Origin of the sequence: Rahnella perminowiae (assembly GCF_019049695.1) — a bacterium.
GTDB lineage: Bacteria > Pseudomonadota > Gammaproteobacteria > Enterobacterales > Enterobacteriaceae > Rahnella > Rahnella perminowiae.
This window is the reverse complement of the sequence record NZ_JAFMOT010000076.1, coordinates 1-459: the sequence shown is the minus strand read 5'-3', so window position 1 is coordinate 459 and position 459 is coordinate 1. Positions and strand designations below refer to the sequence as shown.

Annotated in this window: 1 pseudogene; it reads left to right on the top strand. The window is 46.2% G+C overall.

The features are described 5' to 3' along the window. Positions 1–459 (top strand): annotated as a pseudogene (locus J1781_RS00360) (excinuclease ABC subunit UvrA); the annotation flags it as partial.

Genomic DNA, 459 nt, shown 5'->3' with positions numbered 1-459 from the left:
GGGTAGCGATATTGCCATCTTACATGACATGGACGCTGAGTTTGAGGATAAAATTTTGTCCGCCAAACATAGCTGCCCTGTCTGCGATCGCTCGGTTGCTGAGCTTGAACCAAAATTGATTAGTTTTAACAACCCCTATGGCGCGTGTCCCGTGTGTGATGGCTTGGGCAAACGCCAATATTTTGCTGCCGAAAAAATCAACGGGCATCCTCAAAAATCGCTCAACCAAGGGGCGATTCAAGGATGGGATATACGCCACGCCTATTATTTTGGCTTGCTGACTACCGTTGCAGAGCATTACGGTATTGATATGGAAGCGCCGTGGCAACAACTGGATAAAAAGCACAAAGATGTCATTTTACATGGCTCTGGTAAAGACAAAATGACTTTTAACTTTGTCGATGAACGTGGGCGCAAATCCACCAAAACCGTGCCATTTGAAGGGGTGTTGCCGTATAT